This window comes from Roseburia yibonii, assembly GCF_014297335.1.
GTDB lineage: Bacteria > Bacillota > Clostridia > Lachnospirales > Lachnospiraceae > Roseburia_D > Roseburia_D yibonii.
Window position 1 is genome coordinate 1 of record NZ_JACOQH010000001.1, and the last position, 26,725, is coordinate 26,725.

The following is a 26,725-nucleotide window of genomic DNA, read 5'->3' on the forward strand; positions in this document are numbered from 1 at the left end:
CTGTAGCTTGTCGATCGGTTTGTACATTGTTTTAGTCCCTCGTATGCTCAAAATCTGTAAAAAACTGCAAGAAAAACGATTTGTTTTCGTCAAAATCCTTGCTATCATTATACCAGAAAATGGGGCAAAAGTCAGTACAATCAAGTGTTTGCGATAGTGTAAGTTTGTTGTAGGAATTAATAGAGCAGACTTACCCCTTGAACCAGTCAGAATTAGTTGACTGATTTTAATATAGCTGTATTTATTATTTTCTACAACCCCCAAATGTGATTCTTTAGGGATGCAATTTTTTTGATTTGTGGATATGGTATTGAATACACCGGAATATCTGCCAATTCTCCAAGCTCCCGTTTGTTCTTTCTTTCTGAACTCAATATATTTGCTGCAGACAATTCTAATGCTTCGGCACCTGCAGCCATTGGCAGCTGCATTTTCTGGTATCGCACCAGTTCCAGCATACTTCTTCCGTTGCGCTTATACACTCTTAACTGAGCCATTTTATCTGCGCCAATAACAGACCAGCCCAGCGGTCTGGAACTTAATCTGTCCGAAAAAATATGACTGATATGCCCTTCAGCACTGCAATGAATGTTGTCTTTCCTGTTTCTTACGCCAGTCATAATGGCAGACCAGTGCCCAAGTATATATTTCTTAGATGCCTCCACTGCCTTTTGCTTACTTTCAGCTTCCGTTAATTCAATTATCTCGTCAAATGTTTTTTCAGCCAGCTTCTTGTTTTTCTTGTTTATGGCATGCCAAATTTCACTTCTGGCATCAGATGCGGAGTCCATAAGGTGTGAAGTTGCCGCTACAATGTATTTATGCATATGATATTTATCCAGTACGAACTTTGCTTTGCTATGAACCTTTGCTCCATACTTAATCCAGTCTGCTCCATCCCCATTTACATAAATGTGTTCGATAGAATCCTCATCATAAGCATTTGCAATGTAATCAAATACTTCCTTCCACAGACGGTCCGTTCCTTCTGGACCCTGATACCCACCACCGAAATATTTAGCATTAATTAATTCATGTCTATCATAGTCAGCATCAATTCCCTCATAAATATAAACTAATTTAGGCATAAAGGTGTTGCTATTAGAAATCTTTACATCACCCTTCTTCTCTAAATGCTGGAGAGATACATGGTCTTCATCAGCATCTATATATAAAGTTTTAACTGACTTCTTTTCATCTGGAGCCTCGAGTAGTGGAAAACATAATGGATGAAGTTTCTCCATAACGGTTTCCTTGCTTACTACAGCACCGGAAATGCATGCATTTGTCCCACCTTTGCGATAACTGCTATCTGCAGCCTCTTCAAAAATCCTCGCAACAGCATCCTCTGTTAAATATTCATTTTTTTTAAATCCAATAAGAGTGTCTGACAGATAGCAGCGTTCTCCTGTCTTCTTATTCCTGAAATATGTTCTGAAATAAGTGACTTCTCCAAGCGAAGTCAGCCTGGTAATCGGATCACGACGAATTATTTCCCAATCAGGACGAAGATTCCTGCGTTCACGTAAAACGGTATCATAAAATTCCCATTCTTCTGCAATCATGGAACATCCTAATTCCACTACACTTTTAGTTACTCCTTCTACCATTTCAGCAATTTTAGAAAGATTTGATGAATAGGAAACAAAAATATCTTCTAATTTTTTTACCCCTTCTGTCTGAAAATGTTGTATACTTTTAATCATGAAAGCACCCTCCTTTGGATTTTTGTTTTTCGTCAAACTCAATCCTAACATAAGGAACAGGTGCTTTCTTCTTTTTCTATTAAATTTTCCTACAAAAACTTTACCCTAGCAGTGTTTGCGGCTTAATCAGCAGACACTATTTAATAGTGAAGGGTATCTAAAACATTTAATCTGCTACATCTAATAGGAATCCATATCTTCCATTATTTTTTTCTTTTGTGAAATGAATTATATTTGCATCTTTATAGTTAATCTCTGGTATCTCGTTTTCAATTACAATTGTCTGTATTCCTTTTTGGTTATCAACAATATTTTCAAATAAAGTATTTCTCATAGTTTCTGATGGCTTTTTTGTTTTCTTTTCTTTAAGCGATAAGATAGGCGAATCCAATACAAGGAAATCAGGAGAATACTTTGCTTTGCTCTCCATGTATCTTGATAGAACAATAGCTACTACCGAATTGAAATATGCATTATAACCTTTTCCATTTGAACTTTTCTTTTTCCCGTTTATAACAATGTCCATATCAGCTTTGTCGAATATTACTGAAAGCAAATTATCATAATTACAATTTTCAAGAAACGATTTAATACCACTACTTAACTCGTTAATAAAACTATAATCAAGATGTTCTTTCACCTTGAACTTTAGTTCACTTTCTTCATCTGTGTCATTTTCAATCATATCAGCGGTCTTTTGCTCTGATAATTTCTTGAGAATATCTATTTCTTTTTGACATTCAATCGCATCTTTGTAGACTGATAGTTTTTCTTTTAGATTAAACACCTGTGGCTTTAGCTCTTTTCCGATAAGTTCTTCAATTGATTTCTTTTTTGCCATCAGTGTACCAATTTCTTGTTCTAAACTGAGTTTTTCAGAACGTAGCTCTTTAGAAGCACTTTCCAAATCTTTTGCTTGTAATTTTATTTTTTTATAATCTGATTTTGCAGCATCAATATAGTTTTGATTTTTCTTAACAACTACTTCGCCATCACAAAACGGGCAATGAGTTGAAAAAGAAGCGTTTAAGTTCGCTTCGCCATCAACAATAAAATTAAGTCGTTTTAAATCTGCATCATACTGAGTAGTCAGTTCATCATACCTATTTAATAGCACATTGCATTCTGATAAATTCTCATTTTTCTCATATAATTGGGCAAGAATTTTTTGATTTTCTTCAATAGAACTATTTATTCGTTTCTCATTCGTGGAGATTTCCGCCATAATTTTTTCAATTTCTACAGCAATATCTATATTGGGATTTTCCTTTAATTGAGCCAGTAATTCTTGATTTCGTTCCGATAACCTAAACAATTCTTTATTTATATACGCTTTTACAGCATTCTTTTTTGCTTCTTTGATTTCCTTAGTGTCTTTAGTCTCTGTCTCTGCAAAATCTTGACCAGATAAAAGAAAAATTAAGGATGCAATTACAGCTGTATTTGATGTATCTCTACCAGATAGTATAGCTGAATACTCAGAAATAATTTTTGTTTCTGTAAGCATAAACATGTGGCTAAAGGTTCGCCAAGACAATATCTGCTTCTTATAATTTTCATTACTGATAACCAAATGCAAATCATTGATACCAATTAACGATAGCCATACGGAATTTATAGTTTTATCATAATTGGTTCTACTTGCTTTAGTAGCATATTTTCCTGAGGGGACATTATTATCGTTACTACTAACTTCAATTTTGTTTTCCCCGATTTTTCGACTCATTGTTATCGTACCGCATTGAGTCCTCACGATTATTTTTATATATTGATAACCTGTTGAAATATCAATCGGCTCCCGTTTTGAACCAAACATATAATCGATACATTTAACAATATATGTTTTTCCTGTATTTGATGGACCATATATAATGTTCACACCGTTCGATAACTCAATAATCGAATCCGTCTTTCCTGAACCTGTGACGATTATTTTTTCAATATAGAAACTCATGATTTTTCACCTCTCAACATAGCTATTGCATATTTATTTATACAATGGGTTAATTTTCTATCGGAATAGTCAAGAAACAACACATTAGCTTTTTTTACAATTTCAATAAAATCTTCTGCATATTTATCATTAAGAGATTCACAAAAAGTAACTCCTTCTTTTGATATACTATAATTAAAACCACTTTTATTGCAATGTGGAGTGATGTAACCTCTTAATACAAGTTCTTTTATTGCCTTGGATACGATTTCTCGCTTTGATGTATACTCACTAAATCTATAATCGTTATCTCCGTGCAAATTATATTCTGATACTCCAAAATCTTTCCCATATATTGCTATAAAATCCAAAGCAGTGATTCGGTCAATAGATAATCTGGTCTGTACCGTATTCAAAATTATCAGTATTCTTAAGGATACTTCAAATGAAGTGTTAAAAATGTTATTCATTCTTCATTCACCCACCTCAATTTATTATCATTAACTAGCATATGGCAAACTCCCTTTCGTTCGCTATTTCCTATGCAATGCAGTTTGCTATCCAACATAGATTTGGATGTATTAGTTACAGCTGCTTGCTTTAAATCTTCTACCAAGCGTTTATACCCGCTATCGTATTCTTGCTCATGCGTATCAATTATTCCATTGTATATTTCTTCTTTCAATACATCAAATTGTTGAGAATCGGTCAAGGTATCTCTAACAAACCTGCGTATCGTTTCGGCAGAATAATAATCTTTTCTTTGTCTGTTTAAATGCTTAAAGTAGGAACTATATGCTTCTAAAGATTTTATAGTATCAATTTTAATATTCAATTCGTCCGAATATGCTTCTAACAAAGCAGAAATATAAGGCATCTCTTCACTCTCAACCGTGTCAGTTGGTGTTAGTGTCGTAGGAAGGCTGAGTCTACGTCCTCCAAAGCGAATATTACCATATATCGTATCTAAATATTCATCTATAACCTGTGCAATAGGATATGTTTTAATTATTGTAAAATCAAAAGACTTTATATAATCCAAAAATGACTTATCTAATGGAACTTCTTTGGTTTTAGTAATTTTTGTTTTACAGTATGTATCCCAATTCTTTATAAGGCTGGTTAGGAGGTCGGATGGCTTATCTATCAAGTCTTGCAGTGAAGAGCCTACATCGTTTGAAGCAATAATAAAATACTCCTTTGGTATGGGGATTTCTTTTTTATATGTATAATAACAGAGTTTACCTAATTCCAAATAATAATTCGTTGGAGCAAGTCCCGTATTGTAATGCTTGCATTGATAATAATCTACAGTACCATCACTATAATAACCAATAACATCTCGACCCTTATCTCCAGCACCTCCAATTCTTTTAATTGAGGAATACTTCGACTTTTTGCAGCCAAATAACCATTCCAATGTGAATTGCTCAAAAGAATCTTCATCCATAATATGAACTTTATCAATAGGTGCGATATTAGTATCCGTTCCATACAATTCGATGTCTATATGAGGTTTATCTAATTGAACAAATGATAACATATCCTCACCTCCATCCCTTTACTTTAGTGTCCCATATGTTTTGCCACTCTTTCTCATTCACTATCGCATCAAACACAGGCTCAAGAAAAGTCTGGATTTCCGTAATGACGAATGAAAACTCAAGCGTATTATCTTTTATGGTTTTCAAAAAGAATTTCCAACGCTTCTGCATATCCTCATCATCGGCAAGTGCAACAACACGCTTAAAGCTATCTCTGTCATAGGGAGTACCACGCCGCTGTAAGGTTTCAAATATAGCTGCCTGCAATTTTTCACCCTCAAAATCGAATGTCCTTGAAAGATAATAAATATCGTAAAAATCTTTCATTCTACCTGTCAGTTCAAAACGTTGCAGTATGGCATCAAATTTCTCGGCAGTGGTGCTTTCAAGGGAATAAGTTTTAATTACAGGTGCTTCAAAGTCTGGAAGCTGCGTGTTGATTGTGCGTTCTTCGGCACGGGGGACTATAATATCACCCACACCTATGTCAACATTGAACGGCACACGCACATTTTTTATTTGAGCAATAATCTGTGTACTGATACCGTGATATTTTCTTTGCGGAGAAATTTCCTCAAAGCCTTTTGCTCGCATTTCTATATAATCGTTACCTGTCGGTGTATCGATGATTTTACAAATCAAATCTTTTACATCATCTATTGAATTAGAGTATCCACGGAGCAGGAAATCGACATCAATTGTTGCTCTACTTTCAAAATTAGTTAAGGTATAAATGAACAATCCACCTTTGAGTATTAGCGTATCCTCACACCCAGATTTTGATAGCTTTCTCAAAAATTCTTCCTGCACAAAAAGCTGCAAGCATTGCTGATAGCTGATACCGGAAGCTTTTGCTTTATTTCTCAGCTTTGCCAGAACGGAAGCTGCAATATCTGCCATTACAACCACACTCCAATCAATTCTTTAACCTTTTTCTGCACACGCAGTTTTTTGGCATACATCATAAGGTTTGGTATATTCTTTTTCGGGTCATTAACATACCCTTGTATTGCTTTATTGAAAATTTCTTTATCCATTTTACTCATATTTTTCAGGACATCACAAATTGTTCGGTCACGGTCATAAATTCGCACTTTTGTAAAATCAATCTCACCTGTTGTTTCACCAATCGTAACCAAATCGGACTCAAGGCGATATACTTTAATGAATGGATACTCTATATTGGTTCGTAATTTTGAAACATTCCTGTCTATGGCAAAATTCCACTCAGCGGGGTTTCTATCGCTGTATTCATAATAGAATAGAGCAGTTTCCATACAAAGAATAGCATCGGGAAACAAACTATTAATGATAACTATTTCTTTGGCTTCGCCGTTTTCAATCCAGTGATAATAACCTCGTCTTATTCTTTCAATAAAACCCTCATCTAAAAGTTGTTTAATGTCTGCATAGTATAGCTTAGCTTCAAGAAGCTCGGCAGTAGTCATTACATAGTGATGCCGATTGAACAGCTTTCTCACATTTTTAATATCATTTTCACGAAGCATTTGTCCACCTCTATTTAATTGCCTCAATTTTTTTATTGGTTGGGTACTTTACTATATTATATGCAATTTCCATATAGAAAGTCAATAGTAAACTGCCCACTTAAAAATAAACAAGTGGGCAGTTTACTATAATAGAAATATGCGATATTTCCGATGCTTCTCTGGGGTAAAAAAATAAGCGTACCACTATTTCTAATGATACGCTTATCGTATTTAACTGTTAATCAAGGTCTATGAATACCCTTATAGTGGTATCTCTCCACTGATTTTTCCTTACATACTGTCCGTTAGCCTTTCGATAGGCTGCTGCCTGCTCGAAACTAAGCGGCAATTCAAAGGAAAGAGAACTTCTACCTATTTGCAATCGCTGCCTGTGCTGCTGCAAGTCTTGCGATCGGCACACGGAACGGTGAGCAGGATACATAATCCAGACCGATCTTGTGGCAGAATTCTACGGAAGACGGATCTCCGCCGTGCTCGCCGCAGATACCTACATGGAGCTTCGGATTTACCGGTTTTCCAAGTTTGATCGCCATCTCCATCAGTTTGCCGACACCGGTCTGATCGAGTTTTGCAAACGGATCGTTCTCAAAGATCTTGGTATCATAGTAAGAATTCAAGAACTTTCCTGCATCATCACGGGAGAATCCAAACGTCATCTGAGTCAGATCGTTTGTACCAAAGCAGAAGAAATCTGCCTCTTTTGCGATCTCATCCGCAGTAAGCGCTGCTCTTGGGATCTCGATCATCGTACCTACTTCGTATTTCAGATCGATACCGGCTGCCTTAATTTCCGCATCCGCGGTCTCTACTACAACTTTCTTTACATATTTTAACTCTTTAACTTCGCATACAAGCGGGATCATGATCTCCGGCTCTACGTTCCAGTCCGGATGTGCTTTCTTCACATTGATCGCCGCGCGGATCACTGCTTTGGTCTGCATCTTTGCAATTTCCGGATAGGTTACTGCAAGGCGGCATCCTCTGTGTCCCATCATCGGGTTAAACTCGTGCAGGGAAGCAATGATCGTCTTGATCTGCTCTACTGACTTATTCTGCGCTTTTGCAAGCTTTTCAATATCCGCTTCCTCTGTCGGAACAAATTCATGAAGCGGCGGATCTAAGAAACGGATCGTTACCGGGCATCCTTCCAGCGCTTCATAGAGTTTTTCAAAATCTCCCTGCTGATAAGGAAGGATCTTTTCCAGTGCCGCTTCTCTTTCCTCTACGGTATCGGAACAGATCATTTCACGGAATGCCGCGATTCTGTCCTCCTCAAAGAACATATGCTCCGTACGGCAGAGTCCGATGCCTTCTGCGCCAAGCTCACGCGCTTTCTTCGCGTCCGCCGGTGTATCTGCATTGGTGCGTACTTTTAATGTTCTGTATTTATCTGCCCATTTCATAACGCGGCCGAACTCTCCTGCGATCGTCGCATCCACGGTCGGGATCTGACCATCGTAAATATTACCGGTCGTACCATCCAGAGAAAGGAAGTCTCCTTCATGATACTCTTTGCCTGCCAACGTAAATTTCTTATTTTCCTCATCCATTGCGATATCGCCGCAGCCGGATACACAGCAGGTACCCATACCACGCGCTACAACCGCCGCATGGGATGTCATACCACCACGAACGGTAAGAATGCCCTGAGAAGCTTTCATACCGGTGATATCCTCCGGAGAAGTCTCCAGACGTACCAGAACGACCTTCTCTCCTCTTGCTGCCCATTCAACGGCATCCTCTGCGGAAAATACGATCTTGCCGCACGCAGCGCCCGGAGAAGCTCCAAGTCCCTTTCCTGCCGGTTTTGCTGCCTTTAATGCAGCCGCGTCAAACTGCGGATGAAGCAGGGTATCAAGGTTTCTCGGATCGATCATGGCAACCGCTTCTTCCTCGGTTCTCATTCTCTCATCCACCAGATCGCAGGCAATCTTTAATGCCGCCTGAGCGGTTCTCTTACCATTACGCGTCTGTAACATATATAACTGGCAGTTCTCAACTGTGAACTCCATATCCTGCATATCTCTGTAGTGTGCCTCCAATGTGTTGCACACGATCTTAAACTGCGCATACGCTTTCGGGAATTTTTCTTCCATCTCGGAGATCTTCATCGGAGTACGCACACCTGCAACTACATCCTCGCCCTGTGCATTGGTAAGGAATTCTCCAAACAGACCTTTCTGTCCGGTTGCCGGATCACGGGTAAACGCAACACCGGTACCACAATCCTCACCCATATTTCCGAATACCATCGCCTGTACATTGACTGCGGTACCCCAGGAATACGGAATATCATTATCGCGGCGGTAAACATTCGCACGCGGATTATCCCAGGAACGGAATACAGCCTTGATCGCTCCCATCAGCTGTTCCTTCGGATCATCCGGGAAATCACTGCCGATCTTGGACTTATACTCTGCTTTGAACTGATTTGCAAGCTCTTTGAGATCCTCGGCGGTCAGGTCGACATCCTGCTTTACGCCTCTCTTTGCTTTCATCTGATCGATCAGTTCCTCAAAATATTTTTTACCGACCTCCATAACGACATCGGAATACATCTGGATAAAACGGCGGTAACAATCCCACGCCCACCGCGGATTGTTTGATTTTTCCGCAATTACATTTACAACGTCTTCATTAAGACCTAGGTTTAAGATGGTATCCATCATACCCGGCATGGAAGCTCTCGCTCCGGAACGAACTGATACAAGAAGCGGGTTCTCTCTGTCACCGAACTTCTTGCCCGTGATCTTTTCCATTTTTACTATGTACTCATTAATCTGAGACTGTATCTCATCATTGATCTCTCTGCCATCTTCATAATACTGCGTACACGCTTCTGTCGTGATCGTAAATCCCTGCGGTACCGGAAGACCAATATTCGTCATTTCTGCTAAGTTAGCACCTTTTCCACCAAGAAGTTCACGCATATTGGCATTACCTTCTGTAAACAAATACACCCATTTTTTTGCCATATCAACAGTTCCTCCTAAAATTAGTTGTAGTTCATTCGTGTTTTGCCACTTTTGAACAATATATTGTGTCCGCTTTCCGTTGCACATTATATATTTTAACACATTTTTAGATTATATCAACATTTTTTTGTCGTCTTTTTACAAAAGTCCTGATGATTTGTTTCATTCTTTAAAAGATCATATGTCAGAAATGACGGGATTATGTATGCCCGGATGCTGTCTTTTCCCCATAACAAAAAAAATTGCATAGATATGCAATTTTTTTGTTATCATTTTTAGTTGTCCTCTTTTGCCAGCGCAAGCACTGCCCTGACACATGCGTCCACACCTATTCTCGATGAATTGAGCGCGATATCATACTGCTCCATACTTCCAAAGCTTGTATTGGTGTAATACGTACAGTATTTTTTCCGCACACGGTCGATCGCACGGATCTCATCCGCCGCCTGTGCCTCGGTCAGATGCTCCATTCTGTCTTTCATACGATTTAAGCGCCAGTTGAAATCAGCACGCACAAATACATTCAGACAGTCGTCATATTCCTTTAAGATCGCATTGGCATTTCTACCAACGATCACACAATGTCCTTTTTCTCCGATCTTGCGGATCACCTGCTTCTGCGCCTGAAAGATCTTTTCACTCAGAGGCTTGTTATAGAAATTGAACAGGCTCTGCGTAAATCCGAAATTAACCGGGACTTTCTCATCCCATTCGATCAGGCTTGAAACATCGATATCCGCCTGCGCAGCTGCCATCAAGATCAATTCCTTATCATAATAATCATAGCCAAGGCTGTCTGCCAGTCTTCTGCCGATCTCTCCGCCGCCGGCGCCGAACTCTCTGCTTATGGTTATAATCTTTTTCATGAATCTCCTGCTCCTGTTATAAAACTTTATTTAAGAAATCTATGGTACGCGGTTCCTTCGGATTGGAGATCACCTCTTCCGGTGTTCCCTGTTCCACAATATAGCCGCCATCCATAAATACGACACGGCTTGCCACTTCTCTGGCAAATCCGATCTCATGGGTAACAACGACCATTGTCATTCCATCTGCGGCAAGTTCTTTCATGACTGCGAGAACTTCTCCAACCATCTCCGGATCCAGCGCACTGGTCGGCTCATCAAAAAGCATGATATCCGGATTCATTGCAAGCGCACGCGCGATCGCAACACGCTGTTTCTGTCCACCGGAAAGCTGTGGCGGATACACATCTGCCTTTGCATCCAGTCCGACACGTTTTAAAAGCGCCATGCCCTTTTCACGGGCTTCCTCCTTGGTCATCTTTTTTAATTCTACCGGTGCCAGCATGATGTTCTCTAAAACCGTCATATGCGGGAACAGATTAAAGTGCTGGAATACCATACCGATATTTTCTCTCAGCTTGTTGATATCTGTCTTTTTGTCATCCACATGAATGCCATCGACGATGACTTCTCCTGCCGTAATATCCTCAAGACGGTTCAGGCAACGGAGAAACGTTGATTTTCCGGAACCCGAAGGTCCAAGGAGCACAACAACCTCTCCTTCTTTTATTTCCATATCAATGTCTTTTAAGACTTCGAGCTTTCCGAAACTCTTCTTTAAATTTTTAACTACTACTTTAGTTTGCTTCGAGTTTTCCAACGTTTATCCTCCTTTCAATCCTCTTTGCTACCCGGGATAACGTGATGATGACAACCATGTACATAACCGCTACGATGCCCCATACCTGAAGCGCCTTAAACGTGTTACCTACGATGATATTACCTGCCTTTGTCAGTTCCGGGAATCCGATAACCGAAAGAATGGAAGTATCCTTTAAGGAGATGATGAACTGGTTGATGATAGATGGGATCATTGTACGGATCGCCTGCGGAAGAATTACCTTTCGCATGGATTTTCCATAACTGAGACCCAGGCTTCGTGCCGCTTCCATCTGTCCTTTGTCCACCGACTGGATACCTGCGCGGAAGATCTCCGCCATATAAGCTCCGGCGTTCATGGAAAGTGAGATTGTTCCTGCCACAAGTGCGGTCAGCTTAAAATCGGTAAATCCGATTGCCTTTACCGCTGCCGGGATACCAAAATATATGAAATACGCCAGTACGATGAGCGGCACCCCACGGATGCCGTCCACATATATCGTACCGATACAATTCAATATTTTTGATTTGCTCACGTTCATCAATCCGAAGATCAGACCTATTATGAACGCGAAAATGAGGGATAATAAAGTCAGAAGAAGCGTCTGTCCCAGGGACTGAAGCAACATGACCTTATATGTCTGTATAATTGAAATCATACCTGTCTGACCTGCTTTCGCTTTTTTCTATTCGTTTATTTTGTATATTTATCCACAATTTCCTGATATGTTCCGTTTGCCTTGATGTCTGCAAGACCTTTGTTGAACATTTCAAGAAGTTCTGCATTCTGTCCCTTCTGTACTGCAAAGCCGTAAGAAGAACCTGCTGCTGTTGTGCCTTCCGGCATTTCCATTCCGGCACCCTGTTTGATGTTATATGCCATAACCGGATAATCTTCAAAACATGCTACGGTGTTTCCGGTGATCACGTCCTGATACATTGTCGGAGAATCTTTAAACTCTACGATGTCAAATCCGTACTGATCCGCGATGGATTTTGCGTAATCGGAACCGTTTGTTGCTGTCTTTACTGCTACTTTCTTTCCGTTTAAGTCATCATAGGAAGCGATGGAAGAACCTGCTGCCACTGCCATGGTAACATCCGCATCATAATATGCGTCTGAGAAATCGAACGTCTCTTTTCTTTCATCTGTGATAGACATTCCGGCGATCACACCATCTGCCTGTCCGGACTGTACGGCTACAAGCGCTGCGTCAAATCCGAGAGACTGTAATTCATATTCAAATCCCTGATCCTTTGCGATCGCATCTAAGAGATCCACATCGATACCTACAAATGCTCCGCTCTCATCTGTAAATTCAAATGGTGCAAATACCGTATCGGTTGCGATCACATATTTCTTTCCGCTTGCGGAAGATGCAGTGTTTCCGCTTTCTGTTGCAGATGTTTCTTCTTTTGCTGCGGAAGATGTATTGCTGCTGTCATTTCCTGTAGATGAACCACATCCTGCGAGCATGGATGCTGTCATTCCCAATGTTAAACAAATTGCCATCATTCTTTTTTTCATAATAGTTACCTCCACGTATTATTTTATCCATATTATCGCGCAAAATGCCACGAATATGCTTTTGATTATATCGGAAAACAAAACTTCTGTAAAGCCCCAAGCAAAGAAAAGAGCCTGTCCATAAAAATGGAAGGCTCCTTTGTCTTACATTAAAACGCGAATTTTTCTGTAAAATACGCATCAAGATCTGAAATTTTAATACGTTCCTGTTCCATGGTATCTCTGTCACGGACAGTTACTGCCTGATCTTCTTCGGAGTCAAAATCGTAGGTTACGCAGAACGGAGTACCGATCTCATCCTGTCTGCGGTAACGCTTTCCGATATTTCCTCTGTCATCAAATTCACAGTTATATTTCTTGGAAAGCTGTGCAAATACTTTCTCCGCGCCTTCGTTTAATTTCTTGGAAAGCGGAAGCACACCGATCTTGATCGGAGCAAGCGCCGGATGGAAATGCAGTACGGTACGCATATCCGGTTTTTCCTCGGTTCCGATATTTTCCTCATCATATGCAGCACATAAAAACGCGAGAACTACACGATCCGCGCCGAGTGACGGCTCAATGACATATGGAATATATTTCTCGTTCTTGGTGTCATCAAAATAAGTAAGATCCTGTCCGGAAGTATTCTGATGCTGGGTCAGATCGTAATCGGTACGATCCGCAATACCCCAGAGTTCACCCCAGCCAAACGGGAAACGGAATTCGATATCGGTTGTTCCCTTGCTGTAAAAGACAAGTTCTTCCGGTGAATGATCGCGCAGACGGATTTCATCTTCTTTGATGCCAAGGCTGTATAACCAGTCACGGCAGAACGCTCTCCAGTACTGGAACCATTCGGTATCGGTTCCCGGCTCGCAGAAAAATTCAAGTTCCATCTGTTCAAACTCACGGGTACGGAACGTAAAGTTACCCGGTGTGATCTCGTTACGGAACGATTTTCCGATCTGTCCGATTCCAAACGGGATCTTCTTTCTGGATGTTCTCTGTACGTTCTTAAAGTTTACAAAAATACCCTGTGCGGTCTCCGGTCTTAAATAAACCGTGTTCTTTGCGTCCTCTGTAACGCCCTGGAAAGTCTTAAACATCAGGTTGAACTGACGGATATCGGTAAAATTGTGCTTGCCACAGCTCGGGCACGGAACTTCATGCTCGTCGATGAAGTTTTTCATTTCTTCCTGAGACCAGCCGTCTACCGATCCGCCATAATCAATCCCGTGTTCATCACAGAAATCCTCGATCAGCTTGTCCGCGCGGAAACGCTCGTGACATTCTTTGCAATCCATAAGCGGATCTGAGAATCCTCCCAGATGTCCGGATGCTACCCATGTCTGCGGATTCATAAGGATCGCGCAGTCTACACCGACGTTGTACGGATTTTCCTGGATAAATTTCTGCCACCATGCTTTTTTTACATTGTTTTTCAGTTCCACACCGAGATTTCCATAATCCCAGGTATTCGCAAGTCCACCATAAATGTCGGAACCCGGATATACAAATCCTCTTGCCTTTGCCAGCGCAACAATCTTGTCCATTGTCTTTTCCATATCTCTAACCTCACATTTCATTATTTGTATATAATATATGCCAATCCGGTATCTGCACTGTCAGAACCCTCACCGTAAACGGTTGCCGTATCTTTTCCGGTAACCTTCACATGATCCGATACATAGAGGATCTCACCCTTCACCTTGACATCTGTATCCTGTTCTAAAATAAGTACCTTGCGGTCTTCCTCGGAAAGCACTTCATCTGCGGAAATCCCGGATACGGTCTCTGATGCCGGTTCCCATGCAGTTTCCGTGTTTTCTTCTATGATCTGACCCTGGATCACATTCTCCGTAGCCGCTTCTTCTTCCGGTACCGTGGCTGCTTCTGTTCCTGTCTCCGCACTCTCATCCGGTGTCTTAAAATTCACATCAAAATCATAACCGTCCGCCTGTGCCTGCAGCAGAGTTCCCGTATACAGCTTTGCCTCGTTGAAAGACGCGTAACTGTCGTAACCGTCATACTCCATCAAAAGACGCGCAACACCGTTTTTCACTTCGTATTTCTTTACCTCGACGCCGGATTTTCCGTTCTCTTCCTGATAAGAAGCCACTGCATCATCAATGTAACTCTTTAACTCATCCTCATTATAGTAATCCTCGCCGAAGTCCTCTACGATCACCTCGGTGATCTTCCCGTTTGACCCTACATACAGCGTATTGGTATCCACGTCCATGGATACTCCGCCACAGCCCGACAGAGAAAGCGCCATAATAAGAATCGCCGGACAAAGTCCTGCTGTTTTTTTCATAAAGTTCCTCCTCACTGTCACCAAAACAGTCTTCGCTCCTGTTAATCTTATGTATTATACTATTTTCATATTCTGATTTCAAGCCGCAATCTCATTTTACCGGCGACTGGTTTAAAATCTCCAAGGACTTAAAGTGATGCGGGATATAACTGTTCCAGTAATTCCCCATCACCTGTTCCAACACGAGAAGCACCTGTTCGGTGACCGTAAAGGTATAGAGTTTTTTTAATTCCACAGAAATAATGTACTGGAGTGTATACAGCACGGACTCATTTAAAAGGATACCACTCTCCATGGTTCCGCAGTCTTTGCAGAGCGTTCCCCGGTATTTGACACTGAAATAGCAGAGATCCTCTTTTTTTCCGCACTTCATGCAGGAGAATACATTCGGATATTCCCCGTTTACGACCAGTACCCGAAGCTCATAGATCACCTTCACCAGACGATTGTTCAAAGACGGATGCTGAAGCGCCCGAAGCGACTGGTATAAAAGCTTTAACATCTGCCGCTCGTCGTTGTTTTCCTGCGTATAATAGGACGCAAGTTCCAGAAAATAAAACCCGTAATAAACACTGTCGAGATCATTCAAAAGATCCCTGAAATAATTCGCGACCGTCGCTTTCACAAGCGTGTATGTAGTCCTTCCCTCAAACAGTTCAAATTCACCGTAACAAAACGGATTCGCCGCCGCAAGGAGCTGGCTGTTCGGCCTTCTTGCTCCTTTTGCGAACGCCGTGATCTTTCCCCGTTCTTTGGTCAGTATCGTCAGTCTTTTGTCATAATCTCCTATGGGCATTGTCTGCAAAACCATTCCCGTCAGCACGATGGTCTGCCCCATAAACGCTCTCACCTCTTACTTTTTCGTCTGCCATATGCTCTTTTTTCTCACTGTACCTGTAAGTAAGGTAATCCTCTACTTTTCCCGTTGTCACAAATGTATCCCAGGCTTCGTCTCTCATCTGAAATCCCCCTTGGTCATATTTCTTTTGCAGGTAATATTAGGATTTCCGAATTCATACAGGATATACTAGAAAAAAAAGCCAGCTATCTTTCGTCCTCTTTATAACCGAAATTCTTGATCAGGATGTCACTGTCGCGCCAGTCTTTTTTCACCTTCACCCAGAGCTTCAGGTTCACCTTGCAGCCCAAAAGCCGTTCGATCTCATAGCGTGCATTGGTTCCGATCTTCTTTAACATGGCACCGCCCTTTCCGATGATGATCCCCTTGTGTGAATCACGCTCGCAGATGATCGTCGCGTCGATATCCACGATATTTTGTCCCTTACGGTCTTTCATTCGCTCGATGGAGACTGCGATACCATGCGGGATCTCCTCATTCAGGGCATGAAGTGCTTTCTCACGGATAAGCTCCGCAACGATCTGACGCTCCGGCTGATCCGTGATCGTATCCACATCATAAAACATCGGTCCTTCCGGCAGATACTGAAAGATCAGATCTATGATCAGATCCGTGTTCTGACCGCGCAGTGCGGACGCAGGTACGATCTCCGCGAAATCATAGACTTTGCGGTATGTATCGATATAGGTAAGCATCTGATCACGCTCAGAAAGCGTGTCCAGCTTATTGATCACCAAAATAACCGGTGTCTTTGTATTTTTGAGCATTTCGATGATATGCTGTTCTCCCGCGCCGATATAGTCCGTCGGTTCCACCAGCCAGAGGATCAGATCCACTTCATTTAAGGTATGCTCCGCCACATTTACCATGTATTCCCCAAGCTTGTTTTTTGCTTTGTGGATACCCGGTGTATCAAGAAAGATGATCTGTCCGCGCTCCTCATCCGTATATACCGTCTGTATCCGGTTTCTGGTTGTCTGCGGCTTGTTTGATGTGATCGCGATCTTCTGGCCGATCAGATGGTTCATCAGTGTTGATTTTCCCACATTCGGTCTGCCGATCAGTGTCACGAATCCTGATTTAAATTTATTTTCCATGTAATGCTCCTTTTAATATAACTTTTCAATCGTGTCAAATAACGCTTTTTCTTTCTTTACCGCATCCTCGTTTCCGATCACGCACAGATTGTGATCCGAAAGGACTGCTTCGATCAGGTCCGCAAGCGCGCGGATGTTTTCCGGCTCCGCGTTTATCACTTCATCACGTTCCTTCTGCACATCCGCATAGGTCACGCCGGTCAGATAAGCACTCAACGAGCGGCTTCCCTTGGCGGAAGGATTTAACGGAGTATCGAGATCACTGATCGTTCCAATGATATATTTTGTCATATCACGCTCATCCGCGTCAAAATTTTTCAGATACTCCGGTGTTTTTTCGTATATCTCATTCGTCTTTCCAAGATTCGGATCACGATAGGAGGTAAAATAGGAATCTCCGTTTCGCATAAATCCGCTCATGCAGCCGTAGGCACCGCCTTTTACGCGGACATTGAGCCACAGATAATCATAGCTTAATATCACTTTTAAGATGCGAAGCGCTCCGGTATAGGAAAATCCCCGTTTTACAAAGTTTCCTGCTCTTGAAACATACTGTACCTGGGAAGCGTCCAGAAAGCCTTCATTCTTCTTTACGCAGTTTAATACCGGAACTGCCGCCTGCGGTGCTCCGCTTCCAAGGATCTCCTTTAAGCCGCCGATCTCTTTTACCGCCGCGTCATATCCCTCACGGTCTGCGGTAAGGCTGACCATCAGGCGCTCTTTGCAAAAGATTTTCTTTCGCAGTGCGTCAAGACGTTCGATCAGCATTCCCTTTTTCTCCTCAAAATGTTCTTCATAATCCGCGATCACCCGATACAGAGCGATTCCGCCTGTCATATCATTATAATATGCGGTTTTGGAGAAATAGGACATGGCACGGATCGCTGACACCGAATGTCCAGCGGAACTTAAAGACATCTGAAGTCTTGATTTCGCCTGCGCAAGGATCTCATAAAGACGCTTTTCATCCGTGATATCCGTGGTTCCCAAAATATCCTTTATGATGTCCATTGCCTTATCTGTATTTTCATAGAGAACCTTCGTGCGCACCTCATATTTTGCCTGATAGGAATCCGGCTTCTTCACGGAAGGATAAACCCCGATTGAAGAGGAAACGCCGCCGGTATACAGATTGATCTCATTCGCGAGATCCGCATAACCGTACCGGCTGGTGTTCATATAACCGAGCACCGCCTTTAAAATACCAAGATAAGGGATCTCCTCCTCAGAAAGATCCGTGACGTCAAAAAGGAAATCAAGGTAGTTGATCCGGTTGGTAAACATCTCGTGGAACAGAACCGTTGTTCCGTCACAGTCTCTTACTTCATTGATAAACGGGGATGCCTCTTTTTTCATATCCGACCGCTTTAACATCGGGATCTTTTCAAGATCCTCCTTCGGTGACGGCTCTTCCTGATACTGTTTTAAATGCGCCGTATCCTCGATCAGCGCCTTTATCTCGTCCGCACTTAAAGATGCCTTATAAGCCGCGAGCTGTTCTTCTAATTTCTTTTCCTTTTTCGCGTTCAGTCCGCATTCCGGCTCGATCATTACGATCGACACATGCGTATTGTCAAGCATATACTCCTGGATCAGCTTTTCAAAATAATCTGTCTTCGTCATTTCTTTTAAGAATGCGAAAACCGGTGCCGCCTCCAGATGCATAAACGGCTCCTTCTCATCATACAGCCAGCTGTCAAGACTCTGCAGGCCATAGATCAGCCCCTTCGGGAACTGACCGTAGTCCGCTTCGCGGTATTTGAATTCAGAACTGTTGATCCCTGCGAGCAGCGCCTTTTTATTGATCCCTTTTTCCACCTGCTCTTTTAATGTATCGCGGATGATCCGCACGAACTCTTCTTTCTGTTCCGGGTTTGCGTTCTTTGCCGCAACGGAAAAGATCGGCTGATATGTGCTGCTGTCGTAAGAACCCATGATATCCTTTCCGATCTTTGCGTCTAACAGCGCTTTCTTTAATGGCGCACCCGGCGCGTTTAACAACGCGTAATCCAGTACATCAAACGCGAGATACAGCTTCGGATCCAGTGTGGTACCGATCGCCATATTATAGGAAATATATGTGTTGTCTTCCGTGGACTCATCACTTGCGATCGAGTATTTCTCTCTTACCTCTCTCGGCGCGTCAAACGGCTTCTGAAGCGGTATTTTTGAATCAACGGTAATTTCTTCATAATTGCATAAATATTCTTTATCAAGCCATACAAGCTTTTCTACGATATCCATATTTCCATAAAGATAGATAAAAGCATTGGACGGGTGATAATAGGTCTTATGGAATTCCAGATAATTCTCATAAGTTAATTCCGGAATGCGCTCCGGATCTCCGCCGGATTCGTTGCTGTAAGGCGTATCCGGGAAAAGAGAATTCAAAACAAGCCGGTCTAACACTCCCTCCGGTGAAGAGAATGCCCCCTTCATCTCATTGTAGACCACGCCGTTTATTGTGATCGGTGCATCCTGGTCTTCAAGTTCGTAATGCCAGCCTTCCTGTTTAAATATTTCTTTCTTTTTATAAATATTCGGATGGAATACCGCATCAAGATAAACATCCATCAGGTTTGCGAAATCCTTGTCGTTGCAGCTTGCCACCGGATAAACTGTCTTATCCGAATAAGTGATCGCATTTAAGAATGTATTTAAGGATCCCTTTACAAGCTCCACAAACGGATCTTTGACCGGAAATTTGTCCGAACCGCAGAGCACCGTATGCTCGATAATATGCGCCACTCCGGTACTGTCCTTTGGCGGTGTGCGAAATCCGATGTAAAATACCTTGTTTTCATCATCATTACTGATCACACTGATGCGTGCTCCGCTCTTTTTATGACGCAGCAGATACCCCTTTGAATTTAAATCCTCGAGTTTCTGCTCTTTTATGATCTCATACGCGCTCAAATCCTGTATCTTCAAATTCCATTCCTCCAGTTTTTCTCTATTTTAACCACACGTTTCTGTTTTCATACCTGCAAGCAACGGTAAAATGCAGTGAAATGGATGCCTGCGCAGGCACGGCGCCCATTTTCCTCGTCGCCATTACAAAAAGAGGACGCAAATATGCATCCTCTCAGTTGTATTTTTCGGTTGTTCACTTGCTTGAAATCTATGAATTAAGCTAAACGAACTACGTTAGCTGCCTGAGGTCCTTTTTCCCCTTCAACTACATCGAATTCTACGGTTTCGCCGTCTTTTAATTCTTTGAATCCATCCATGTTCAATGCAGAAAAATGTACAAATACGTCATTGCCTTCCGCATCGGAAATAAATCCATAACCTTTCTTTGCGTTAAACCATTTTACAGTTCCTTGCATAAATAATTTCCTCCTAATACTAAAAGATGCACACTCCTTGTGCTGTTCACAAAGTAAACACTAGCATATCTTACAATTTTTGTCAACTTCACTTTTTGAGATTTACATCAATCTGCTGGAACGGGATCTCGATGCCATTTTCATCCATCGCATTCTTTAAATTTTCGGTCAGGCGCCAGCGTGCCGGCCAGTAATCCGCCGTCTTTACCCAGATGCGGCATCCCATGGTCACTTCACTTGATCCGAGCTCGGACACGAAGATATCCACGGTCTCTTCCGGCAGTCTCGCCTCTTCCGCCAGTGCGACATCCCGCATGACTTCTTTTGCTTTCTTTAAATCCGTATCGTAGGAAACACCCACCGTCAGATCGATTCTCCGCTTATCCATCTGGGTCAGGTTGGTCAGGCTTGTATTCGCGAGTGTTCCATTCGGGATCACAATGATCTTATTATCGATCGTGCGGAGCTTGGTATAGACTGTGGAAATGTGCATGACCGTTCCCTCATTGCCATGGGTATCCTCGATGATGTAATCTCCGACTACAAACGGCTTTAATACCAGGATCAGAACGCCTCCCGCGAAGTTGGAAAGGCTTCCCTGCAGCGCAAGACCCGCAGCCAGGCTGGCTGACGTCACAACCGCGACGATCGAGGTCGTCTGTATGCCGAACAGGCCAAGTATAATGCAAAGCAGTACAAAATAGGCAACGATTCTTATGATAGAATCCAAAAACTGGATCACGCCGACATCAAAGTTTAATTTGGTCAGCCACTTTTTAATCTTCTTTCGTGCAAAAGAAATAATTTTGATCCCGACAAAATAAACGATCAGGGCAATGATGATCTGCGCCCCGAGGCTTAAAACCTGTGGAAGCATTTTTTCCAGATAGGATTTGATCACTCCCGGATTGGCATTCTTTGCCGCTTCTGCTTCCTGCTGCACGATATCGGTAATCGTAACTTCGGTATCGGTAGATAATAATATCATAGGCTTCTCCTCTTAAAGATAAATTTTTTCAGTTTAATTCATGTATGAACAGACCACTGTAAAGTTTCGGTTCAAACCAGCTGGATTTTGGCGGCATCAGTTTTCCGGCGTCCGCAACCGCAAACAGTTCCGCGATCGAGGTCGGATGCATTGCGAATGCCACTGCCCATCCGCCATCCACTTTCTCTTCCAGATAATCCAGCCCGCGGATTCCGCCGGCAAAGGAAATACGCGCATCTGTCTTTGGCTCTGTGATCCCAAAGAGCGGCGCAAGCACCTTCTCCTGCAGGACGAAGACATCCAGGTTTTCCACCGGATCGCTGCTCTTATCTTTTTCATGGATCCGGCACTGATACCACTGTCCGCCGAGATACATGCCAAACATTCCCTTTTCCTTCGGTCTGCGCTCTTCTTTTGTACACGGGCTGACCCTAAAATGTTCTTTCATCCGGCTTAAAAAATCTTCCTGTGTCATACCATTTAGATCTTTCACGATCCGGTTATAATCCATGATAAAAAGTTCTTCATCCGGGAATAACACTGACAGGAAGTAATTGAATTCCTCTTCTCCGCTGTAACCCGGATTGGCTTTTCTTTTCCTTTCACTGACTTTCACCGCAGATGCCGCGCGGTGATGTCCATCCGCGATATAAACCGCCGGAACCTCTGCAAACGCCTCTTTTAACTGCGCAATCTCTTTGTCATCATCGATCAGAAATACCCGCTGTCCGATCCCCTCTCTTGAAATGAAATCATACACCGGAGTTTTTTCTTTTGCACGCGCTACCAGTTCACAGATCGTCTCGTTTTTGCGGTAAGCAAGAAAGATCGGTCCGGTCTGGGCATTGCAGGCATCCACATGGCGGATCCGGTCTTCTTCTTTTTCCGCTCTTGTTTCCTCATGCTTTTTGATCACGTTGTTTTCATAGTCATCGACCGAAGCGCAGGCAACGATCCCGGTCTGCGTCCGTCCCTCTCTGGTTTCTTCGTAAACATAATAACATGGTTTCTTTTCTTTCTCAAATCTTCCTTCTGCGATCCAGTCATACAACAGATCATGTGCTTTTTGATATACCTCCGGTGCATAGGGATCGGTATCCTCCGGGAACTGTGTCTCCGCCCGGTCAATACAAAGGAAGGACTCCGGATGCTTTGCCGTCTCCTCTCTCGCCTCCTTCCGGTTGTATACATCATAAGGCAATGCCGCTATTTTCTCTGCCCAGTCCGCCTGCGGACGAACTGCACAAAAGGGTCTGATCTCTGCCACTTTTTTCCTCCTCTTCCCCAACAGAAAAATCCAGGCACAAACGACCTGGATTTTCTGCTTTATATTCTCTTATTTGATCACGCGCACGCGAAGTACACCGTCAACTGCTTTTAATTTTTCTACCACTTCATCCGTAAGTGCTGCGTCTACATCCATCAGGGTGCAGGCAAATTCGCCACGGCTCTTGTTGGTCATATCAGAGATATTGATATCCGCATCTCCAAGTACCGTTGTATAACGGCTGATCATTCCTTTTTCATTTTTGTGAAGGATCAGAACACGTCCTGCCGCCTGGCAGATACCCATGTTGCAGTCCGGATAATTTACGGAATGTGTGATATTTCCGTTTTCCAGGAAATCCATGATCTCATTTACTGCCATCACAGCACAATTATCTTCGGATTCTTCTGTGGAAGCTCCGATATGCGGTGTTACGATCGTTCCTTCTTTTCCAACGGTAGTCGGATTCGGGAAGTCAGATACATACTTGCGTACCTTCTTTTCTTTTAACGCTTCCACCATTGCTTCCTCATCTACCAGCAGATCTCTTGCGAAGTTGAGTACAACCGCTGTCGGTTTCATCATCGCGATTGCTTCTTTGCTGATCATCTTTTTGGTAGAATCCATAAGCGGTACATGTACGGTGATGTAATCACATTCTTTGTAGATCTCTGTGACATCCTGCACATGTTTTACGCCACGGGAAAGATTCCATGCAGCATTTACGGAAATGTACGGATCATAACCAAGTACTTCCATTCCAAGATGTGTTGCGGTATTTGCTACCTTGACACCGATCGCACCAAGCCCGATCACGCCGAGTTTCTTACCGGAAAGCTCGGTTCCCGCGAAGTTCTTTTTCTGCTTCTCAGCAAGCTTTGCGATATCCGCGTTTCCTTCCTCGGAAAGTACCCATTCCATACCGCCCCGGATGTCACGGGCTGCAAAAAGCATTCCCGCGATCACAAGTTCTTTTACGCCGTTTGCATTTGCGCCCGGTGTATTGAATACAACGATTCCCTGTTCTGCGCATTTGTCAAGCGGAATATTGTTGACTCCGGCTCCGGCTCTTGCCACTGCAGTTAAATTCTCCGGCAGATCCATCTCGTGCATCGAAGCGCTTCTTACTAAAACCGCTTCCGCTGCATTGATGTCATCTGTCTTTTTATAATCATCGGTCAGTAAATCCAGTCCCACATGAGAAATCGGATTTAAGCATGTATACTGAAACATTCTACCCTAACTCTCCTTTTATGTATTTTTATGCATTCTCTGCTTCAAACTTCTTCATGAACTCTACTAACTTTTCAACACCTTCTTTTGGCATTGCGTTGTAGATAGAAGCTCTCATACCACCTACGGTACGATGTCCCTTTAAGTTTACAAAACCGGCATCTGCTGCTTCTTTTACGAATTTTGCGTCCAGATCCTTATCTCCGGTTACGAACGGTACGTTCATCAGAGAACGGTCTTCCTTTACAACAGTTCCGTGGAACATTTTGCTCTGGTCTAAGAAATCATAAAGGATCTTTGCTTTCTCTTCGTTGCGTTCTTTCATCACGGAAAGTCCGCCCATCTTCTTTAACCATTTGAATACTTTTCCACAAATATAGATACCATATGCAGGCGGTGTGTTGTATAAGGAATCCGCATCCGCATGTGTCTTGTATTTCAGCATGGTAGGTGTTCCCGGGAGTACATCCTCAGTGATCAGATCTTCACGGATGATCACAATAACAACTCCGGCAGGTCCGATGTTTTTCTGAACTCCACCATAGATAATGCCGTATTTTGTTACATCAACCGGTTCTGACAGGAAACAGGAGGAAACGTCAGCTACCAGGGTATGTCCCTTGGTGTTCGGAAGCTTTTTGTATTTCGTTCCGTAAATCGTGTTGTTTTCACAAATGTATACATAATCCGCATCTTCCGGAATATCCAGATCGGAGCAGTCCGGGATATAGGAAAATGTCTTGTCTTCGGAGGATGCAACCGCAACTGCGTCTCCGTAGATCTGTGCTTCCTTATACGCCTTCTTTGCCCACTGGCCTGTGATGATATAGGCAGCTTTCTTATTTTTCATCAGGTTCATCGGGATCATAGCGAACTGCTGTGAAGCTCCGCCCTGTAAAAATAATACTTTGTAATTATCCGGGATATTCATCAGATCACGGATATCCTTCTCTGCTTCCTTGATGATATCATCGTATACTTTGGAGCGGTGGCTCATCTCCATAACGGACATGCCGCTTCCCTTGTAATCCAACATCTCATCTGCTGCTTCTTTTAAGACCTCTTCCGGTAATACCGCAGGTCCTGCAGAAAAATTGTAAACTCTGCTCATTGTACCTTTTCCTCCTGTCACTCTTCCCTTTTATTTGTTATCCAAGTCTTCTTCACAGAACACTTCGCTGATTGCAGCGCCCGGTGCAACCATCGGCCACACTTTATCGTCACAATTTATGATACAGTCTAATACTACTGGTGTTTTGCTGTCAAGTGCTTTTTGGAAAGCGTCTGTGAACTCTTCCCTCGTCGTCACCCGTATTCCGGTGGCTCCCATGGCCTCCGCAAGCTTTACAAAATCAACCGAATCGTTTAACACGGTAGCGGAATAACGTGCCTCATAAAATAAATTCTGCCACTGTCTTACCATTCCAAGTACATGGTTGTTTATCACGACCTGGATCAGCGGTAATTTTTCCCGCACCGCAGTTGCGACCTCATTCATGTTCATCCGGAAACATCCGTCGCCGGCAATATTTACCACCTGCTTATCCGGATTCGCCACCTGTGCGCCGATCGCTGCGCCAAGTCCGTAGCCCATTGTTCCAAGACCGCCGGATGTAAGGAGTGTGCGCGGTTTTGCATAGCGGTAATACTGCGCCGTCCACATCTGATGCTGTCCGACCTCGGTGACCATGATCGCCTCACCCTTTGTCATCCGATAGACCTGCTCTACGATATACGGTCCGCTCAAGCCTTCCGGATGATAGGTGAGCGGATATTTCTCCTTATATGCCAGGATATGATCCATCCATTCTTTGTGCTCCATCGGCGCAAGCTGTGCATTCAGTCTGCCAAGGATCTCCTTCACATCTCCGATCACACTTGCTGTCACCACGATATTTTTGTTGATCTCCGCCGGATCCACATCCAGCTGCAGGATCTTTGCCTGATTGGCGAATTTCTTCGCATTTCCGAGTACACGGTCACTGAAGCGCACGCCGATCGCGATCAGAAGATCGCACTCACTGACACCGTAATTCGATGTCTTGGTTCCATGCATGCCAAGCATTCCGGTATACCGCGGATCGGTACCGTCGAATGCTCCTTTTCCCATCAGGGAATCGCAGACCGGTGCGTCAATCTTATCTACAAATTCGCGCAGATCCTCGCTCGCGCCGGAGATCACTGCTCCGCCACCGACAAATACATACGGTTTTTTTGCTTCCCGGATCAGCTTTAACGCGGTCTGCAGATCCTCTTCCGTGATCCGCCCGGTGTCTCTTTGTACTGCCACAGGTTCTTTTGCCTGATACTCCGTCTTCTGTGCCGTGACATCCTTCGGAATATCCACAAGCACCGGACCCGGTCTGCCTTTTTTCGCGATCTCAAAGGCTTTCCGGATCGTATCCGCAAGTTTTGTAACGTCTTTTACGATATAGTTGTGCTTTGTGATCGGCATGGTAACACCGGCAATGTCGATCTCCTGAAAACTGTCTTTTCCAAGGAGCGGTACACCGACATTACAGGTGATCGCCACGATCGGCACCGAGTCCATATACGCGGTCGCGATCCCGGTGACCAGATTGGTCGCGCCCGGTCCCGATGTTGCAAGACACACACCGACTTTTCCGGTACTTCTCGCATAGCCGTCCGCAGCGTGAGAAGCTCCCTGCTCGTGGGAGGTCAGCACATGCCTGATTTCATTTTTATGCTTATATAATTCATCATATACATTTAAAATTGCGCCGCCCGGATACCCGAATACGGTATCCACGCCCTGTTCTTTCAAACATTCTATTACGATCTGCGCACCTGTCAACTGCATCTATGCTTCC

23 protein-coding genes are annotated in these 26,725 nt (G+C 43.1%); all 23 read right to left on the reverse strand.

Annotated elements, in window-relative coordinates; genetic code table 11:
- Nucleotides 1–251: 251 nt before the first annotated feature.
- The gene (locus tag H8Z76_RS00005; RefSeq protein ID WP_186981310.1) at nucleotides 252–1,706 is read right to left on the reverse strand and encodes an ISLre2 family transposase; all 1,455 of its coding nucleotides are present in this window, start codon (nucleotides 1,704–1,706) and stop codon (nucleotides 252–254) included.
- A gap of 166 nt (nucleotides 1,707–1,872) precedes the next feature.
- On the reverse strand, nucleotides 1,873–3,660 hold the full coding sequence (locus tag H8Z76_RS00010; protein ID WP_186981311.1) for a coiled-coil domain-containing protein: 1,788 nt from the start codon (nucleotides 3,658–3,660) through the stop codon (nucleotides 1,873–1,875).
- On the reverse strand, nucleotides 3,657–4,109 hold the full coding sequence (locus tag H8Z76_RS00015; protein WP_186981312.1) for an ABC-three component system middle component 2: 453 nt from the start codon (nucleotides 4,107–4,109) through the stop codon (nucleotides 3,657–3,659). The genes H8Z76_RS00010 and H8Z76_RS00015 overlap by 4 nt, the downstream gene beginning before the upstream one ends.
- Nucleotides 4,106–5,182, reverse strand: coding sequence for an ABC-three component system protein (locus H8Z76_RS00020; protein WP_186981313.1), 1,077 nt, complete (start codon nucleotides 5,180–5,182; stop codon nucleotides 4,106–4,108). The genes H8Z76_RS00015 and H8Z76_RS00020 overlap by 4 nt, the downstream gene beginning before the upstream one ends.
- Nucleotides 5,183–5,186: 4 nt before the next feature.
- Complete coding sequence (locus H8Z76_RS00025) at nucleotides 5,187–6,083, reverse strand: nucleotidyl transferase AbiEii/AbiGii toxin family protein (RefSeq protein ID WP_186981314.1); 897 nt, start codon at nucleotides 6,081–6,083, stop codon at nucleotides 5,187–5,189.
- Nucleotides 6,083–6,691 carry a type IV toxin-antitoxin system AbiEi family antitoxin domain-containing protein gene (locus tag H8Z76_RS00030; protein WP_118148531.1) on the reverse strand — a complete coding sequence of 203 codons (609 nt, stop codon included), beginning with the start codon at nucleotides 6,689–6,691 and terminating at the stop codon, nucleotides 6,083–6,085. The genes H8Z76_RS00025 and H8Z76_RS00030 overlap by 1 nt, the downstream gene beginning before the upstream one ends.
- Before the next feature lie 350 nt (nucleotides 6,692–7,041).
- Nucleotides 7,042–9,669, reverse strand: coding sequence for a pyruvate, phosphate dikinase (gene ppdK / locus H8Z76_RS00035; protein ID WP_186981315.1), 2,628 nt, complete (start codon nucleotides 9,667–9,669; stop codon nucleotides 7,042–7,044).
- A gap of 275 nt (nucleotides 9,670–9,944) precedes the next feature.
- Entirely contained in the window at nucleotides 9,945–10,535 is a 591-nt protein-coding gene (locus H8Z76_RS00040; RefSeq protein ID WP_022514718.1) for a cytidylate kinase-like family protein, read from the reverse strand.
- A gap of 16 nt (nucleotides 10,536–10,551) precedes the next feature.
- On the reverse strand, nucleotides 10,552–11,295 hold the full coding sequence (locus tag H8Z76_RS00045) for an amino acid ABC transporter ATP-binding protein (RefSeq protein ID WP_022514719.1): 744 nt from the start codon (nucleotides 11,293–11,295) through the stop codon (nucleotides 10,552–10,554).
- Nucleotides 11,273–11,953: an amino acid ABC transporter permease gene (locus H8Z76_RS00050; RefSeq protein WP_022514720.1), complete on the reverse strand. Its 681-nt coding sequence runs from the start codon at nucleotides 11,951–11,953 to the stop codon at nucleotides 11,273–11,275. Before H8Z76_RS00050 ends, H8Z76_RS00045 begins: the two co-directional genes overlap by 23 nt.
- A 35-nt stretch (nucleotides 11,954–11,988) precedes the next feature.
- Nucleotides 11,989–12,822 carry a transporter substrate-binding domain-containing protein gene (locus H8Z76_RS00055; RefSeq protein ID WP_022514721.1) on the reverse strand — a complete coding sequence of 278 codons (834 nt, stop codon included), beginning with the start codon at nucleotides 12,820–12,822 and terminating at the stop codon, nucleotides 11,989–11,991.
- A 149-nt stretch (nucleotides 12,823–12,971) separates the two neighbouring features.
- Entirely contained in the window at nucleotides 12,972–14,369 is a 1,398-nt protein-coding gene (locus tag H8Z76_RS00060) for a glycine--tRNA ligase (protein WP_147619085.1), read from the reverse strand.
- Between the two features lie 20 nt (nucleotides 14,370–14,389).
- Entirely contained in the window at nucleotides 14,390–15,121 is a 732-nt protein-coding gene (locus tag H8Z76_RS00065) for a hypothetical protein (RefSeq protein WP_147619086.1), read from the reverse strand.
- A 91-nt stretch (nucleotides 15,122–15,212) separates the two neighbouring features.
- Nucleotides 15,213–15,959 carry a DNA repair protein RecO gene (recO, locus tag H8Z76_RS00070; RefSeq protein ID WP_147619087.1) on the reverse strand — a complete coding sequence of 249 codons (747 nt, stop codon included), beginning with the start codon at nucleotides 15,957–15,959 and terminating at the stop codon, nucleotides 15,213–15,215.
- Nucleotides 15,898–16,080 carry a hypothetical protein gene (locus H8Z76_RS00075; RefSeq protein ID WP_186981316.1) on the reverse strand — a complete coding sequence of 61 codons (183 nt, stop codon included), beginning with the start codon at nucleotides 16,078–16,080 and terminating at the stop codon, nucleotides 15,898–15,900. The genes recO and H8Z76_RS00075 overlap by 62 nt, the downstream gene beginning before the upstream one ends.
- 85 nt (nucleotides 16,081–16,165) lie before the next feature.
- On the reverse strand, nucleotides 16,166–17,077 hold the full coding sequence (gene era, locus H8Z76_RS00080; RefSeq protein ID WP_022514726.1) for a GTPase Era: 912 nt from the start codon (nucleotides 17,075–17,077) through the stop codon (nucleotides 16,166–16,168).
- A 12-nt stretch (nucleotides 17,078–17,089) separates the two neighbouring features.
- A complete protein-coding gene (locus H8Z76_RS00085; RefSeq protein WP_147619088.1) occupies nucleotides 17,090–20,008 on the reverse strand; it encodes an insulinase family protein in 2,919 nt (972 codons plus the stop codon).
- 197 nt (nucleotides 20,009–20,205) lie between these two features.
- Complete coding sequence (locus H8Z76_RS00090; RefSeq protein WP_022514728.1) at nucleotides 20,206–20,406, reverse strand: cold shock domain-containing protein; 201 nt, start codon at nucleotides 20,404–20,406, stop codon at nucleotides 20,206–20,208.
- Between the two features lie 88 nt (nucleotides 20,407–20,494).
- Nucleotides 20,495–21,394 carry a mechanosensitive ion channel family protein gene (locus H8Z76_RS00095; RefSeq protein WP_147619089.1) on the reverse strand — a complete coding sequence of 300 codons (900 nt, stop codon included), beginning with the start codon at nucleotides 21,392–21,394 and terminating at the stop codon, nucleotides 20,495–20,497.
- A gap of 28 nt (nucleotides 21,395–21,422) precedes the next feature.
- Nucleotides 21,423–22,661 (reverse strand): DUF1015 domain-containing protein, encoded by a 1,239-nt coding sequence (locus H8Z76_RS00100; protein WP_147619090.1) that lies wholly within the window; start codon nucleotides 22,659–22,661, stop codon nucleotides 21,423–21,425.
- A gap of 69 nt (nucleotides 22,662–22,730) precedes the next feature.
- A complete protein-coding gene (locus H8Z76_RS00105; protein WP_147619091.1) occupies nucleotides 22,731–23,894 on the reverse strand; it encodes a phosphoglycerate dehydrogenase in 1,164 nt (387 codons plus the stop codon).
- A gap of 28 nt (nucleotides 23,895–23,922) precedes the next feature.
- Nucleotides 23,923–25,005 carry a 3-phosphoserine/phosphohydroxythreonine transaminase gene (serC, locus tag H8Z76_RS00110; protein WP_147619092.1) on the reverse strand — a complete coding sequence of 361 codons (1,083 nt, stop codon included), beginning with the start codon at nucleotides 25,003–25,005 and terminating at the stop codon, nucleotides 23,923–23,925.
- 30 nt (nucleotides 25,006–25,035) lie between these two features.
- Nucleotides 25,036–26,715, reverse strand: coding sequence for a biosynthetic-type acetolactate synthase large subunit (gene ilvB / locus H8Z76_RS00115; RefSeq protein ID WP_147619093.1), 1,680 nt, complete (start codon nucleotides 26,713–26,715; stop codon nucleotides 25,036–25,038).
- Nucleotides 26,716–26,725 lie beyond the last annotated feature (10 nt).